At 60.5% G+C, this 13,981-nt stretch carries 14 protein-coding genes; 10 read left to right on the forward strand and 4 right to left on the reverse strand.

The genetic code is table 11. The features are described 5' to 3' along the window. The first annotated feature begins 8 nt into the window (after nucleotides 1-8). From ACMXYJ_RS20320 to ACMXYJ_RS20350, 7 genes are read left to right on the forward strand one after another with little or no spacing between them, the layout of a single operon-like run. The gene (locus tag ACMXYJ_RS20320) at nucleotides 9-686 is read left to right on the forward strand and encodes a thermostable hemolysin (RefSeq protein WP_415756624.1); all 678 of its coding nucleotides are present in this window, start codon (nucleotides 9-11) and stop codon (nucleotides 684-686) included. Beyond that, a complete protein-coding gene (locus ACMXYJ_RS20325) occupies nucleotides 676-2,157 on the forward strand; it encodes an AMP-binding protein (protein ID WP_415756625.1) in 1,482 nt (493 codons plus the stop codon). The genes ACMXYJ_RS20320 and ACMXYJ_RS20325 overlap by 11 nt, the downstream gene beginning before the upstream one ends. Further along, nucleotides 2,154-2,828: a TenA family transcriptional regulator gene (locus ACMXYJ_RS20330; protein ID WP_415756626.1), complete on the forward strand. Its 675-nt coding sequence runs from the start codon at nucleotides 2,154-2,156 to the stop codon at nucleotides 2,826-2,828. The genes ACMXYJ_RS20325 and ACMXYJ_RS20330 overlap by 4 nt, the downstream gene beginning before the upstream one ends. Beyond that, nucleotides 2,815-3,624: an SDR family oxidoreductase gene (locus ACMXYJ_RS20335; protein WP_415756627.1), complete on the forward strand. Its 810-nt coding sequence runs from the start codon at nucleotides 2,815-2,817 to the stop codon at nucleotides 3,622-3,624. Before ACMXYJ_RS20330 ends, ACMXYJ_RS20335 begins: the two co-directional genes overlap by 14 nt. Then, on the forward strand, nucleotides 3,621-4,265 hold the full coding sequence (locus ACMXYJ_RS20340) for a tetratricopeptide repeat protein (protein WP_415756628.1): 645 nt from the start codon (nucleotides 3,621-3,623) through the stop codon (nucleotides 4,263-4,265). The genes ACMXYJ_RS20335 and ACMXYJ_RS20340 overlap by 4 nt, the downstream gene beginning before the upstream one ends. Before the next feature lie 11 nt (nucleotides 4,266-4,276). After that, nucleotides 4,277-4,939, forward strand: a complete 663-nt coding sequence (locus ACMXYJ_RS20345; protein ID WP_415756629.1) for a response regulator — start codon at nucleotides 4,277-4,279, stop codon at nucleotides 4,937-4,939. Then, entirely contained in the window at nucleotides 4,936-6,354 is a 1,419-nt protein-coding gene (locus ACMXYJ_RS20350; RefSeq protein WP_415756630.1) for an ATP-binding protein, read from the forward strand. Before ACMXYJ_RS20345 ends, ACMXYJ_RS20350 begins: the two co-directional genes overlap by 4 nt. Nucleotides 6,355-6,451: 97 nt before the next feature. On the opposite strand, the gene ACMXYJ_RS20355 is transcribed toward ACMXYJ_RS20350, so the two are convergent. Then, nucleotides 6,452-6,667, reverse strand: coding sequence for a DUF4287 domain-containing protein (locus tag ACMXYJ_RS20355; RefSeq protein ID WP_415756631.1), 216 nt, complete (start codon nucleotides 6,665-6,667; stop codon nucleotides 6,452-6,454). 76 nt (nucleotides 6,668-6,743) lie between these two features. Further along, nucleotides 6,744-7,628 carry a LysR family transcriptional regulator gene (locus ACMXYJ_RS20360; protein ID WP_415756632.1) on the reverse strand — a complete coding sequence of 295 codons (885 nt, stop codon included), beginning with the start codon at nucleotides 7,626-7,628 and terminating at the stop codon, nucleotides 6,744-6,746. Nucleotides 7,629-7,749: 121 nt separating this feature from the next. Here ACMXYJ_RS20360 and ACMXYJ_RS20365 point away from each other — a divergent pair, with 121 nt between their 5' ends. The 3 genes from ACMXYJ_RS20365 to lldD all read left to right on the forward strand — a co-directional run bounded on the left by ACMXYJ_RS20365 (nucleotide 7,750) and on the right by lldD (nucleotide 12,419). After that, a complete protein-coding gene (locus ACMXYJ_RS20365; protein WP_415756633.1) occupies nucleotides 7,750-9,417 on the forward strand; it encodes a GMC family oxidoreductase in 1,668 nt (555 codons plus the stop codon). Between the two features lie 133 nt (nucleotides 9,418-9,550). Then, nucleotides 9,551-11,173 carry an MFS transporter gene (locus tag ACMXYJ_RS20370; RefSeq protein ID WP_415756634.1) on the forward strand — a complete coding sequence of 541 codons (1,623 nt, stop codon included), beginning with the start codon at nucleotides 9,551-9,553 and terminating at the stop codon, nucleotides 11,171-11,173. Nucleotides 11,174-11,276: 103 nt separating this feature from the next. Beyond that, complete coding sequence (lldD, locus tag ACMXYJ_RS20375; protein ID WP_415756635.1) at nucleotides 11,277-12,419, forward strand: FMN-dependent L-lactate dehydrogenase LldD; 1,143 nt, start codon at nucleotides 11,277-11,279, stop codon at nucleotides 12,417-12,419. Nucleotides 12,420-12,482: 63 nt separating this feature from the next. Here lldD and ACMXYJ_RS20380 read toward each other — a convergent pair whose 3' ends face one another. Both ACMXYJ_RS20380 and ACMXYJ_RS20385 read right to left on the reverse strand, forming a co-directional pair. Next, nucleotides 12,483-12,851: a DUF427 domain-containing protein gene (locus ACMXYJ_RS20380; protein WP_415756636.1), complete on the reverse strand. Its 369-nt coding sequence runs from the start codon at nucleotides 12,849-12,851 to the stop codon at nucleotides 12,483-12,485. A 117-nt stretch (nucleotides 12,852-12,968) separates the two neighbouring features. Further along, on the reverse strand, nucleotides 12,969-13,931 hold the full coding sequence (locus ACMXYJ_RS20385; protein ID WP_415756637.1) for a LysR family transcriptional regulator: 963 nt from the start codon (nucleotides 13,929-13,931) through the stop codon (nucleotides 12,969-12,971). Nucleotides 13,932-13,981: the final 50 nt, after the last annotated feature.

The raw sequence follows: 13,981 nt of genomic DNA on the forward strand, positions 1-13,981 counted from the left end.
GTCTTCCAATGCCCGATTTCAACTGGAACATCCCTCTGCCCCTGCATTTCGGACAAGCCGAAACCCCGCAGATGAGTTTGGCCAGAGCCCTGCCGGACGAGCCCCTGCGCCCCGTCTTCGAAGCCTTTATCCAGCAACGTTTCCGTAAGGCACACGGGGCCGACATCCGTCATTTCATGCCGGAGCTGTTCGGCATGAACAACGTGTCAGGTGAGCTGTGTGCAGTGGCGGGCGTGCGTCTGGCAAGTCGTGAACCGCTGTTTCTGGAGCGTTACCTGGACGAACCGATCGATCCGCTGATCAGTGCAGCGGCCGATTGTGCAGTAGACCGCAGTGGCATCGTCGAGGTGGGCAACCTGGCCGCCAGCGACACCGGCAGTGCGCGAATGAGCATCATCGCCATCACTTACCTGCTGGCCATGGGCGGCCTGGAATGGGTGGCGTTCACCGGCAACATCGGTCTGGTGAACAGCTTCCACCGTCTGGGTTTGAAACCCGTGACCCTCTGCGCCGCCGATCCCGAGCGGCTGGGCGACGACCGCCACAGCTGGGGCAGTTACTACGAGAGCAAACCCTGGGTGCACGTTGGCAACATCCGCGCCGGCTTCATCCATTTGCGCAATATCGGGATGTTCAATCGCCTGGGGTTGCCATCGTCCATCGAGGAATCCAGCCATGTCGCCTGAAACCGAGCGTTTCAAACAGGCCCTGCGCAGCCATGCCGAACGCAAGACCAACGCCATCGCCCTGTGGGGCGATCACCTGAAACTGGACTACGCCACGCTGTACGCAGAAGTGATGTATCGCCAGCAGCGTCTGCGCGATGAAAGCGTCAAGGTGGTTGCTCTGGCCCTGGACAATGGCGTCGAAGCCATACTCTGGGACCTGGCCGTGCTGTTTGAAGGCCTGACCTGCCTGACGTTGCCACCTTTTTTCAGCCCGGCTCAGCGCAAACATTGCCTGAAGCAGAGCCAGGCCGCCCTGGTGATTGCCGAGCCAGCGCTGGAAGCCGAACTGCAAACGGCCGGCTACGAAAAAACCGGCGAGTTCTGGCGGCGCACCTTCAGCGGCCCAAGTCGGATGCCCGAAGGCACCGCCAAACTGACCTTCACCTCGGGCACCACCGGCACGCCCAAAGGCGTGTGCCTGAGCGCCGAGAGCATTCTGCGGGTCGCCCGCGAACTGGATCAGGCCAGCAAACCCACCGGTCCACAGCATCACCTCGCGCTTCTGCCGCTGGCGATCCTGCTGGAAAACCTGGGTTGCTATGCGGCGCTGTATGCCGGTGCCACCTTGAGCCTGCCCAGCCAGAAATCCCTGGGCATTCAGGGTGCCAGCGGTGTGGATGTGCCGCGACTGCTCGGATGCCTGGCCACCCGAGCCCCCGAGAGTTTGATCCTGGTGCCGCAGTTGCTGTTGCTGCTGGTCAGCGCCGCCGAGCAAAAAGCCTTCAGCCCTCACGCGTTGCGTTTTGCCGCCGTGGGTGGCGCACGGGTCAGCGAAGAATTGCTGCACCGTGCGCAACGGATCGGTCTACCGGTTTACGAAGGCTACGGACTGTCAGAGTGCGCGTCGGTGGTATGCCTCAATCGGCCAGGCGCGCGCCGCCCCGGCAGTGTCGGCCGACCTCTGCCCCACGTGGAAATCCGTCTGGCCGAGGACGGCGAAGTGCTGATCAAGGGATCGACCTTGCTTGGTTATCTGGGCGAGGTGCCGCACACCGATGAATGGTGGCCAAGCGGCGATCTTGGCGAGTTCGACCCCGAGGGTTTTCTCTACCTCAAAGGGCGCAAGAAACATCAATTCGTCACCAGTTACGGCCGCAATGTGAACCCGGAATGGGTCGAGGCCGAATTGACCCAACGCCGCCATATCGCCCAGGCCTTCGTCTACGGCGAAGCGATGCCGAGCAACCACGCGCTGCTCTGGCCTCATCGCCCGGACTGCACCGATGAAGAACTGGCCGCCGCCGTGGCCCACGCCAACGAAGCCTTGCCCGATTACGCCCAGGTCCATCACTGGACGCGTCTGGATCAACCGTTCACTCCCGCCAACGGTCTGCTGACCGCCAATGGCCGACCACGCCGGGATGCCATCGTCGAGCGTTACCGCGAGCAACTGACTGAAGCTGACTTTTCAGAGGAATCTGCGTCATGAGTTTTTTCGACACACTGCAAGAAGCCACCCACCAACAACGCCACGAACTGTTCAATCTGCCGATCATTCGCGACGCCCTCGAGGGCAAGGTCAGCCTGGAAAGCTACCGGGCGTTCCTGGCGCAAGCCTATTACCACGTGCGCCACACCGTGCCGCTGATGATGGCGTGCGGCGCCCGTTTGCCGTCGCGCCTGGAATGGCTGCGTAAAGCGGTGTGCGAGTACATCGAGGAGGAATACGGCCACGAACAATGGGTCCTCGACGACATCGAAGCCTGCGGCGGCGACAAGGACGCGGTGCGCGACGGTCGTCCGTCCTTGCCGATTGAATTGATGGTCAGCTACCTCTACGACTTGATAGCCCGGGACAACCCGGTCGGCCTGTTCGGCATGGTCAACGTGCTTGAAGGCACCAGCATCGCCCTGGCCACCCATGCCGCCGACAGCATTCGCGAACGCCTGAACCTGCCGGAAAGCGCTTTCAGTTACCTCAGTTCGCATGGCTCGCTGGATATCGAGCACATGCAGACCTATCGTCGACTGATGAACACCCTCGATGATCCGGCTGACCAAGCCGCCGTGATTCACGCCTCCAAAGTGGTTTACGCACTTTACACCGACATGTTCCGCGCCTTGCCGCACAACGGGGAGAACCTGCATGCGCCTGTCTGAGGCTCGCGTGGTATTGACTGGCGCCAGCGGCGGCATTGGCCTGGCGATCACTACCGCCCTGTGCGCCAGTGGTGCCAAGGTATTGGCAGTGGCTCGGCATCGGGAACCGTTGGAGCCGTTGCTCGAACGCTATCCGCAGCAATTGTGCTGGGTCGGCGCCGACCTGACGTTCCTCGCCGACCGCCGCAAAGTACTGGCCGCCGCCGAAGTCATCGGCGGTACCAACCTGCTGATCAACGCCGCCGGGGTCAATCACTTCGCCATGCTTGAACAGCTCGATGACAGCGACATCAACGCCATGCTGGCGGTGAACATCAGCGTGCCGATCTGCCTGACCAAGCTATTGCTGCCGCTGCTCAAGCAAGCTGAAAGCGCGATGGTGGTGAACGTCGGTTCGACCTACGGCTCCATCGGTTATCCCGGCTACGCCAGCTATTGCGCCAGCAAGTTTGCCCTGCGGGGGTTTTCCGAAGCCCTGCGCCGGGAACTGGCCGACACCCGCGTCGGCGTTTTGTACGTTGCGCCACGTGCCACCCGCACCAGCATGAACAGCCCGGCCGCGCAGGCCTTGAATGACGCACTCAGATCCAATGTCGACGACCCGCAACAAGTCGCCTCGGCGGTGATGCACGCCATTGCCGGAGACCGCCGCGACTTGTACCTGGGCTGGCCGGAACGCTTTTTCGTACGCCTGAACAGTCTGTTGCCAAACCTGGTGGATCGCGGCCTGCGCAAGCAGTTGCCACTGATCCGTCGCCTGAGTCAGAAGCCTGATAACGAGAACCTCAAACCATGAAAAAACTCTTTGCCTGCTTGTTGTTGGGCGCCTTGAGCCAAAGCGCCTGGGCGCTGGACGCCGCCGATCAACAACGTCTCAATGGCATCCAGCAGAGCTGGGCGCACATTCAATACGAAGTACCCGCCGATCAACGGACTGTGGCGTTTGAAAAACTCGCCCTCCAGGCCTCGGCGTTCACTCAGGAACGCCAATCGGTGGCCGAAGCCTGGATCTGGTCCGGTATTGTCACCAGCAGTTGGGCCGGTGCACAGGGTGGGCTCGGTGCACTGAGCAAGGTCAAGGATGCGAAAGTCGACCTGGAGAAAGCCTTGGCCCTTGATCCCAAAGCCCTGCAAGGCTCGGCCTACACCAGCCTCGGCGCACTGTACGACCGCGTACCAGGCTGGCCCATTGGTTTCGGCGACGCCGACAAGGCCGAACAGTTGCTCAAACAGGCCTTGCAACTCAACCCGAACGGCATCGATAGTCTGTACTTCTGGGGTGATCACCTCTACCGTCAAAAACGCTACAGCGAAGCCCGGGGCGCGCTGCAAAAAGCCCTGCAGGCAGCCCCTAGGCCAGGCCGGGAAACCGCCGACGCCGGGCGGCGTAAAGAGATCGAAGCGTTGATGGTGGACGTGAACAAGAAACTCGACTGACAGGAGTCTGTGTGCGCTTATTACTGGTTGAAGATGACGTGGCCCTGGGCGAAGGCATCCATCAGGCCCTGGGCCGCGAAGGGTATACCGTCGACTGGTTGCAGGACGGCAGCAGTGCGTTGCATTCGTTGCTCAGCGAAAACTTTGATCTGGCGGTGCTCGACCTCGGCCTGCCACGCATGGACGGGCTGGAAGTGCTGCGCCGCCTGCGTGACAGCGGCTCCAACCTGCCCGTGTTGATCCTCACCGCGCGGGACGCCACCGAAGACCGTATCGCCGGGCTGGATGCCGGGGCCGACGATTACCTGATCAAGCCTTTTGATCTGGCCGAACTCAAGGCGCGTCTGCGGGCCTTGCTGCGGCGCAGTGCCGGCCGCGCGCAAATGCTGATCGAACACGCCGGCATCAGCCTCAACCCCGGCACCCAGCAAGTCAGCTATCTGGGCGAACCGGTCGCGCTGACGCCCAAGGAATATCAGCTGCTTCACGAATTACTCTCGCCACCGGGCCGGGTCATGACCCGCGATCACTTGATGCAGTTGCTTTACGGCTGGAACGAGGAAGCTGAAAGCAACACCCTGGAAGTGCACATCCATCACCTGCGCAAGAAGTTCACCACTGACCTGATCCGTACCATTCGCGGTGTCGGTTATCTGGTGGAGGAGCGTCGATGACGTCCATTCGGCACCGCACCCTGACGCTGATCATCGGCCTGATGCTCGCCGGTCTGGCGGTGATCAGTGTGTTCAACTGGAACGACAGCAACCACGAAATTGCCGAAGTCTACGACGCCCAACTGGCGCAGAACGCCCGGCTGCTGCAGGGTGTGATGCGCATGCCGCTGGCCAGCAAGGAACACGCCGAGCTGTATCAAGCGTTCAACAAGGCCCTGGGCGAAGCGGTGCCGAGGGTCGATGGCCATCCTTATGAAAGCAAGATTGCCTTTCAGGTCTGGAATCGTCAGGGCGAAGTGCTGGTGCACACCGCCAGCGCGCCCTCCTTCACCGCGCCCCCGTCGAAACCCGGTTTCAGCGATGTGGTGGATCTGAACAACCGCCACTGGCGCGCGTTCATGCTGGAAGACAAACAAACGGATTTACGGATCTGGGTGGGCGAACGCGACGATGTGCGTTCGGACCTGGTGGACCGGATCCTGCGCCATACCCTGTGGCCCAATGTGCTGGGCAGCCTGATTCTGGTGGCGTTGGTCTGGCTGGCCATCGGCTGGGGCCTCAAGCCCCTGGCCGATATGGCGGCGACGCTGCGGGCTCGGCACAGCGGCTCTCTGGAACCGCTGCAACTGATCCCGCTGCCCAGCGAGCTCGAACCGATGCAAGCGGCGCTCAATCGCATGCTCGCGCAGATTCAGGAAGTGCTCGGCCGCGAGCGGCGCTTCATCGCCGATGCCGCCCATGAAATGCGCACGCCCCTGGCGGTGCTGCGGGTGCATGCGCAAAACCTGCTGGAGGCCGGCACCGAACAGGAGCGCCGGGAATCCCTGGCGTTTCTGATTTCGGGTGTGGACCGGACCAGCCGGTTGGTCAACCAATTGCTGACCATGGCTCGCCTTGAACCCACAGCCGTAACGCCGGTGCTGCACACCATCGACCTGGCTCAAACGGTGCGCGACAGCCTGGCTCAGCTAACACCCTGGTTATTGAGCAAGAACCTTGAGCTGGCCTTCGACGTCACCGACCGGCCCCTGAAAGTAGTCGCTGATGCTGCCGCTATCGACATCGCCCTGAATAACCTGATCAGCAACGCGGCCAATTTTTCCCCCGAGCACGGCGTCATCACCGTGCAGCTGGATCAGGCTGACGGGTTCTATTCACTGAGTGTCGAGGATCAGGGGCCGGGGATCGACGAAGCGGAGCGCGGCCGGTTGTTCGAACGTTTTTACAGTCGCGGTAACGTCCAGGGGGCGGGGTTGGGACTGACAATCGTCAACACCATTGCGACGCGGCTGGGTGGACGAATCACCCTGGTCAACCGGCCGGAGGGCGGGTTGCGGGCGACGCTGTCGATACCGGACGGCCAGCGGCGCAATCCACTGCAGCGAACCACCCGCGAACTGCCGCCCAAGGGTTGAGTTTTTTGCAGTCCCAAGCCGCTGAACAATCTGTGGCGAGGGAGCTTGTCGGACCGCCGCACCGTCCATGGCACGTTACGAGCCGCTTACAAGTGGCTCACGTTTTAGCGCTCGCTAAATAATGCGCAACCAACGCATTCGCATGGCCATGCCCCATACCGTGTTCAGTCTTCAGCCACGCCACCATTTCCATATGCTTCTTGCCGCTCACTGTTCCCAGCAGATCCAGCCAGTAGCTGATTGGCTGCCCGTACTTTTTCTCGATTGACGGGAAGTACGACGCCGGGCCTTTCACTTTTGTATCTTCGGTCATGCTGCAAGCTCCCTTGTTCGCGACGGAGTGTCGGATAACGCTCCTTGTCGTCATCCAATAGACTGGACGACAAACCTTATCCCAGCAACAACGCCTGCTCCGCCTCACACAACCCCACCACGTAATCCCACAACACCCGTAGCCGCACGGATTTGTGCAGCTCGCGCCGCGTGCTGATCCAGTAGCTGCGCTGAATACTCTCATCCGGCAACAACGGCACCAGGCCGGGATCGGCGCTGGCCATGTAGCACGGCAGCACGGCGATCCCCAGGCCTGAGCGCGCGGCCTGTTGCTGGGCGATGACGCTGGTGCTGTGGAAGACCACCTGCGGATTGCGGCAGAAGCTGTTGAGGAACATCAGTTCCTGGCTGAACAGCAAGTCATCGACGTAGCCAATCCACGCATGACGACCGAGGTCTTCGCGGCTGTGCAGCGGTGGCGAACGGTCGAGATACTCCTGGCTGGCATACAGCGCCAGCCGATAGTCAGTCAGTTTGCGCGTGACCAGCATGTCGGCTGCCGGGCGTTCGAGGTGGATGCTGATTTCGGCCTCGCGGTTGAGAATGCTGACAAAGCGCGGCACCGCCACTAACTCCACTTCCAGCCCCGGATAACGTTCGAACAGGCCGTTCATGCGGCTGGCGAGGAACATGATGCCCAACCCTTCGGTCACGCCGACGCGGATCTTGCCTAACGGTGCACTCGAATGAGTGATTTCTTCCTGCGCCAGCAACGCGACGTTTTCCATCGCTTCGGCATGTTTGAGCAACGCTTCGCCCGCCGGGGTCAGCTCATAACCCTGGGCGTGTTGAACAAACAACGCCGTGCCGAGGCTCTTTTCGATGGCCTCGATGTGCCGGGCCACGGTGGCGTGGGTGGTGTTCAAACGGCGTGCAGCGGTGAGCAAACGCCCGCTACGCTGCAACTCGAGAAAAAACCGCAGGTCATTCCAATCGAACATGAACCATCCTTGAGGTGGGGCTGTTTAAAAACGCACAGCGGCTGCGCAAAAACTAACATTCTTTTGACGAAAGCTAACAACTAGGATGACCGACAACAAGAACAACAACATGAGGTCACGGATGCAGACTTCCCTGGATGAATACGACTACATCGTGGTCGGGGCCGGCCCGGCCGGTTGTTTGCTGGCCAATCGGTTGTCGGCCAACCCGCAACATCGCGTGCTGCTGCTCGAAGCCGGCGGCCGCGATAACTATGCGTGGATTCACATCCCCGTCGGTTACCTGTTCTGCATCGGCAACCCGCGCACCGACTGGTGCTTCAAGACCGAAGCGCAACCCGGCCTGCAAGGTCGCGCCCTGAGTTATCCGCGTGGCAAAGTGCTCGGCGGCTGTTCCTCGATCAACGGCATGATCTACATGCGCGGCCAGGCTGGCGACTATGACGGCTGGGCCACCGAGGGCAATCCCGGCTGGAGCTGGCAAGACGTTCTGCCATTGTTCAAAAAAAGCGAAAACCACTTTGCCGGCGACTCGGAATTCCACGGTGCTGCCGGGGAATGGCGGATCGAACGTCAGCGGCTGTCGTGGCCGATTCTCGATGCCTTCCGCAGCGCCGCCGAGCAGAGCGGCATCGCCAGCATCGATGACTTCAACCAGGGCGACAACGAAGGCTGCGGCTACTTCCAGGTCAACCAGAAGGCCGGGATTCGCTGGAACGCCTCCAAGGCATTTCTCAAACCGATCCGCAACCGCCCCAATCTCACCGTGCTGACTGACGTCGAAGTGGATCGAGTGCTGCTGGAAAACGGCCGTGCGTCAGCGGTCAGCGCGCGTTGGCAGGGTCAGGCGAAAACCTTCAAGGCGCGTAAGGAAATCGTGCTATGCGCCGGTTCCGTCGGCTCACCGAGCATCCTGCAACGTTCCGGGATCGGCCCTCGCCCGCTGCTGCAACGATTGGGAATCGGCGTTGCCCATGAACTGCCCGGCGTGGGTGGCAATCTGCAGGATCACCTGCAACTGCGGCTGATCTACAAACTGGAAAACGCCCGCACGCTGAATCAAATTGCCGGCAGCCTGTGGGGCAAAATGGGCATGGGCCTGCGTTACCTGTATGACCGCAGCGGTCCGCTGTCCATGGCGCCGAGCCAACTTGGGGCCTTCGCCCGTTCGGGGCCGGAGCAGACGTCGGCGAATCTCGAGTACCACGTTCAGCCGCTGTCGCTGGAGCGCTTCGGTGAGCCACTGCATGCCTTCCCTGCCTTCACGGCGTCGGTGTGCGATCTGCGCCCGCAAAGCCGTGGTCGCGTCGAGATCCGCTCCACCGACCCGCAGGAAGCACCGCTGATTCAACCCAATTACTTGAGCCATCCGGAGGACTTGCGGGTGGCAGCGGATGCCATTCGCCTGACCCGGCGCATCGTCGCCGCACCGGCCCTGCAAGCGTTCAAACCGGTGGAGTACTTGCCCGGCGACAGCTTGCAGAGCGAAGAACAATTGCACGAAGCCGCCGCCCGCATCGGCACCACCATCTTCCATCCGGTCGGCACCTGCCGCATGGGCAACGACGCGGACGCCGTGGTTGATGCGCAACTCAAAGTCCACGGCATCCCGGGCCTGCGCATCGCCGACGCCTCGATCATGCCGCGCATCACCTCGGGCAACACCTGTTCGCCTACGCTGATGATTGCCGAAAAGGCTGCACAGCTGATCCTGAGCACTCCTGTAAACACTATCCCTGTGGGAGCGAGCCTGCTCGCGAAGGCGGTGGATCATTCAGCATCGAGTTGACTGACACGACGCCATCGCGAGCAGGCTCACTCCCACAAGGATCGCACTAGATTCGCGGATGTTGGAATGACCCCTGCAAGGAACACGCAACACCAGTGGAACAAAAAAAACAATCACTGTGAGGGATACCGATATGTCAGAACATGTTCAGCCCCTGGAAGCCGTGCGCAGCGCGGGTACCAGCAAGGAAACCCAAAAAGTCATCTTCGCCTCGTCACTCGGGACGGTCTTCGAGTGGTACGACTTTTTCCTCTATGGCGCCCTCGCGGCGGTGATCAGCAAACAGTTCTTCGCCGGGGTCAACGACACCACGGCGTTCATCTTTGCGCTGATGGCCTTCGCTGCCGGCTTCATCGTGCGGCCGTTCGGCGCCTTGGTGTTCGGCCGGTTGGGGGACATGATCGGGCGTAAATACACCTTCCTTGCGACCATCATCCTCATGGGTCTGGCGACCTTCTGCGTCGGGCTGCTACCGACCTACTCGAGTATCGGCATTGCCGCACCGATCATCCTTGTGGTGCTGCGCATGCTTCAGGGCCTGGCCCTGGGCGGTGAATACGGCGGCGCTGCGACCTATGTCGCGGAACACGCACCGATGGGTAAACGCGGTTTCCACACCAGCTGGATTCAGTCCACCGCGACCCTCGGCTTGCTGCTGTCGCTGCTGGTGGTGCTCGGTTGCCGCTACTTCACCGGTGACCAGTTTGAAGTCTGGGGCTGGCGGATTCCGTTCCTGTTTTCGATCATTCTGCTGGGCATCTCGACCTGGATTCGCATGAGCCTGCACGAGTCGCCGGCGTTCGTGAAAATGAAAGAAGAAGGCAAGCTCTGCAAATCGCCGCTGCGCGATTCCTTCGGCAAATGGGAAAACCTTAAAGTCGTCCTGATCGCCCTGTTCAGCATCAACGCCGGGCAAGCCGTGACCTTCTACGCGGCGCAGTTCTACGTGCTGTTCTTCCTCACCCAGTTCCTGAAAATGGACCCGGCGCTGGCCAACAGCCTGTTGATCGTCAGCGTGATCATCGGCGCACCGTTCTTCATTTTCTTCGGCTGGCTGTCGGACAAGGTCGGACGCAAACCGGTGCTGATGATCGGCCTGCTGCTGGCGACTGCACTGTACTTCCCGATCTTCAAGTCCATCGCCCACTACGCCAACCCGGCCATCGATCAGGCCAGCCGTCAGGCACCGATCACCGTGCTGGCGGACCCGGCCACCTGCACCTTCCAGTTCGACCCGGTAGGCAAGGCGAAATTTGATAGCCCTTGTGACAAGGTCAAAACCTTCCTGGTGAAACAGGGCCTTCCCTACAGCAGCGAAGCTCTACCTGCCGGCAGCGCCGTGCAGATCAGCGTCGGTGAAGTGAAACTCGATGGTTACGATGAAGCGGCCCTGCGAGGCGCCGTGGCCCTGGCGGGGTATCCGTCACAAGCCGATACGCAGCAGGTCAACAAGTCCATGATCGTGGCGCTGATGGTCGCTCTGATCATCATCTCCGCCATGTGCTACGGCCCGCTGGCAGCGTTGATGGTCGAACTGTTCCCGACCCGCATTCGCTACACCTCGATGTCCCTGCCGTACCACATCGGTAACGGTTGGTTCGGCGGTTTCCTGCCAACGGTGTCGTTTGCCCTGGTGGTGTACACCGGGGACATCTTCTACGGGCTGTGGTACCCGGTGCTGATTACCGGGGTGAGTCTGGTGGTGGGCATGATCTGTTTGCGTGAAACCAAGAACGTGGATCTGGATACCAACTGACAGCACGAGCGAAAAAAAACGCCCCGCAATGCGGGGCGTTTTCGTTAATCTGACTCTACGCTCGACGCAACCATCGCCCCGCCACTCACCAGACCGAGGCACCATGATCATTTCATCCGCATCTGACTATCGCGAGGCAGCACGTCGCAAACTCCCGCGTTTTTTGTTTGATTACATTGATGGCGGAGCTTATGCAGAGCACACGCTGAGGGCCAATAGCGCTGACCTGACCGGCATCAGCCTGCGTCAGCGCATTCTGAAAAACGTCGAAACCCTGAGCCTTGAAACCACCCTCTTCGACCAACCACTTTCAATGCCAATCATATTGGCGCCGGTCGGCCTGACGGGCATGTTCGCCCGCCGTGGTGAAGTGCAGGCGGTGAAAGCGGCGGAAAACAAAGGCATCCCGCTTTGTCTATCAACGGTTTCGGTGTGTTCGATCGAGGAAGTCTCGGCACAAAGCCAACAGTCCATCTGGTTTCAGCTGTATGTGTTGAAAGACAGAGGCTTCATGAAAAACGCACTGGAGCGGGCGAAGGCCGCCGGTGTGAAAAACCTGGTGTTTACCGTGGACATGCCCACACCCGGCGCTCGATACAGGGACGCACACTCGGGCATGTCAGGCCCTTTTGCATCATCGCGGCGAATGCTTCAGGCCCTGACCAAACCCGACTGGGCATTCAACGTCGGCGTCATGGGGCGTCCACACGACCTGGGCAATATCTCGAAGTACCTCGGCAAAGCCGTCACGCTGGAAGACTACATGGGCTGGTTGGCCAATAACTTCGACCCTTCGATCAGTTGGAGTGACCTCGAGTGGATTCGTGAGTTCTGGAAAGGCCCGATGATCATCAAAGGCATTCTCGATCCTCAGGATGCCAGAGACGCGGTGAGCTTTGGCGCGGACGGCATTGTCGTGTCGAACCACGGTGGGCGACAGCTGGACGGCGTGCTCTCCACCACCAAGGCCTTGCCGCCGATCATGCAAGCCATCGGTAATGATTTGACGGTACTGGTCGACTCGGGAATCCGCTCGGGGCTTGATGTCGTACGAATGTTGGCGCTGGGCGCAAAAGGCGTATTGCTGGGGCGTTCCATGGCTTATGCACTGGCCGCCGACGGACAACGCGGGGTGGAGAATATGCTGGATATCTTCGCCAAGGAGATGCGCGTCGCCATGACCTTGACCGGGGTGACCTCGATTAGTCAGATTGATGAATCCACGCTGGTGGATGCTGTTCGATGAGCTGAACACCGACCCTTAAAACGCCGCGCCCATGCGCAGCGTTTTCGTTGACGAACGCGGCCATCACTCGACGTCTTCAAGAAGTTCAAAGGTCACTTGATCGGGATAAAACGCCAAGTAGCCGCGAATCTGCTCTACCGACACTTTGGGGTCTTCATAGCTCCACACCGCGTTAGCGCCCTCATGTCCCGGGACTTGCAGACTGAAATAGCTGGCATCGCCCTTGTAGGGGCAATAACTCGTGTGATCGGTGCGGGCAAAGTATTTTTCATCGATGTCCTCCCGCGGCACGTAATACACCGGAGGATAGTTGGCCTCGAGCAACACCAGCGCCCGTGCGGATGCGGCCACCTGAATACCGTGAAACTTTACAAGCAGGCAGCCTGGCTGCTCTGCAATGGTGATGACAGGACTAGGACCGGTGCTTTTCATGAAATACGTTCCTCATGACGGTGATGAACCTGTGAGAGCGAGGCTTGCCCGCGGTGGGCGGCGCAGCAGCCCCAAAACCTGAGACCACGACTTTCAGGTATAACCCAGATTTTGCACTCACGACGGCTTCGCAGCCGAACGGGACGATGCGGCGTTCCGACGAGCCTCCTCGCCCGCCGCGGCCCGGTGTAAGCGCGTCAGCGGCATGTGTGCCGCCACAAACTCAATAAACACCCGCAGCTTCGGCGGCACCTGCCGCCCGGAGGGCCAGAGCAGATTGAACTGGCCCGTCTCGCAGGTGAAATCCTCAAGCACTTCCACCAGACGCCCATCGGCCAACGCCTCGCGAACCACAAAATCTGCGGCATAGGTAATGCCCAGGCCCTGCACGGCAAGGTCCATGCGCCCTTCCACCGAATTGCAGATCATTGAGCGCGGCAATTCCAGTTCAACAGGCTGATCGTCGCGTTTGAACGCCCAGGCCTGCAGTTTGCCGGATTTTGGAAAGCGAAAATGAATGCAGGTGTGCTGATGCAAGTCTTCAGGTGATTGCGGCGTACCCTTGCGGGTGAGGTACGCGGCAGATCCGACGGTGAGCATGCGGTAAGTACCCAGTGACCGTGCCGACAACCCGGAATCCTTTGGCGCGCCGCTGCGGATCACCGCGTCGAAACCCTCGGTGATGACATCGGTCAGGCGATCGGTGAATTCAAGATCCAGCTGGATATCGGGATAGCGCGACTGAAACGCCCCAAAGATCGACAGAAAGGGTTTGGCAATCATCGGCAGGCTGATGCGCAGTGGCCCCTGTGGGACCGACACATTTTGCGAGAGCTCCTCGCCGGCCACTTCCAGCTCCGCCAGGACCCGCCGGCATCGCTCGACAAACTGCGTACCTTCAGCGGTCAAGGTGATGCTGCGGGTGCTGCGGTGAAACAGCCGCACACCGAACTTCGCCTCAAGCCGCGCAATGCTTTTGCTCACCGCAGAGGCCGAGATACCCAGGGCTCTTCCCGCGCCGACAAAGCTGCGGGCTTCGGCCGCGGCGACGAATACGCCGATGGCGTTCAGGCTTTCCATGACGGCTCCATTGATGACTCCAGAGTCCATTCTAAACAGAACTCAAGCCC

This window comes from Pseudomonas arabinosi, from assembly GCF_047758675.1.
Classification (GTDB): Bacteria; Pseudomonadota; Gammaproteobacteria; order Pseudomonadales; family Pseudomonadaceae; genus Aquipseudomonas; species Aquipseudomonas arabinosi.

Bases quoted from the DNA above. Each gene is read 5' to 3' on its own strand.
- ACMXYJ_RS20340 (WP_415756628.1), top strand. From the start codon at position 3,621: ATGAAAAAACTCTTTGCCTGCTTGTTGTTGGGCGCCTTGAGCCAAAGC.
- ACMXYJ_RS20355 (WP_415756631.1), bottom strand. From the start codon at position 6,667: ATGACCGAAGATACAAAAGTGAAAGGCCCGGCGTCGTACTTCCCGTCA.
- ACMXYJ_RS20325 (WP_415756625.1), top strand. From the start codon at position 676: ATGTCGCCTGAAACCGAGCGTTTCAAACAGGCCCTGCGCAGCCATGCC.
- ACMXYJ_RS20385 (WP_415756637.1), bottom strand. From the start codon at position 13,931: ATGGAAAGCCTGAACGCCATCGGCGTATTCGTCGCCGCGGCCGAAGCC.
- ACMXYJ_RS20370 (WP_415756634.1), top strand. From the start codon at position 9,551: ATGTCAGAACATGTTCAGCCCCTGGAAGCCGTGCGCAGCGCGGGTACC.
- ACMXYJ_RS20320 (WP_415756624.1), top strand. From the start codon at position 9: ATGCCCGATTTCAACTGGAACATCCCTCTGCCCCTGCATTTCGGACAA.
- ACMXYJ_RS20335 (WP_415756627.1), top strand. From the start codon at position 2,815: ATGCGCCTGTCTGAGGCTCGCGTGGTATTGACTGGCGCCAGCGGCGGC.
- ACMXYJ_RS20380 (WP_415756636.1), bottom strand. From the start codon at position 12,851: ATGAAAAGCACCGGTCCTAGTCCTGTCATCACCATTGCAGAGCAGCCA.
- lldD (WP_415756635.1), top strand. From the start codon at position 11,277: ATGATCATTTCATCCGCATCTGACTATCGCGAGGCAGCACGTCGCAAA.
- ACMXYJ_RS20365 (WP_415756633.1), top strand. From the start codon at position 7,750: ATGCAGACTTCCCTGGATGAATACGACTACATCGTGGTCGGGGCCGGC.
- ACMXYJ_RS20330 (WP_415756626.1), top strand. From the start codon at position 2,154: ATGAGTTTTTTCGACACACTGCAAGAAGCCACCCACCAACAACGCCAC.
- ACMXYJ_RS20360 (WP_415756632.1), bottom strand. From the start codon at position 7,628: ATGTTCGATTGGAATGACCTGCGGTTTTTTCTCGAGTTGCAGCGTAGC.
- ACMXYJ_RS20350 (WP_415756630.1), top strand. From the start codon at position 4,936: ATGACGTCCATTCGGCACCGCACCCTGACGCTGATCATCGGCCTGATG.